Source organism: Psychrobacter sp. 16-MNA-CIBAN-0192 (assembly GCF_040309565.1).
In the GTDB taxonomy this organism is placed as follows: domain Bacteria; phylum Pseudomonadota; class Gammaproteobacteria; order Pseudomonadales; family Moraxellaceae; genus Psychrobacter.
In genome coordinates, this window is record NZ_JBEOOX010000338.1 from 1 (window position 1) to 265 (window position 265).

The window sequence follows — 265 nt, forward strand, 5'->3', positions numbered from 1 at the left end:
GTTGGTGTCATTGTTTCCACCACTTCGTAATAACATTTAATTTTTGGTTCAGTGCCAGATGGCCGAACAATCACTCGTGCTCCTCCTTCTAAGGCATAAATCAATACATCGCTGCTGGGTAAATCAATGGTTTGTTGGCTGCCGTCGGCACTAGTACGCTGAAGACTTTTTAAATCATCGGTCGATACCACTGAATATTCACCAATGTTTATCGGTGGGTGCTCACGCAAATACGCGCCAATATTGGGTGTATCCGCCTTAAGTG

General features: G+C 44.5%; 1 protein-coding gene. It reads right to left on the minus strand.

The genetic code is table 11. From position 1 onward, the window contains the following. Positions 1-265 (minus strand): hypothetical protein (locus tag AAEY78_RS13485; protein ID WP_502943779.1); only part of this gene is annotated, 265 nt, incomplete at both ends.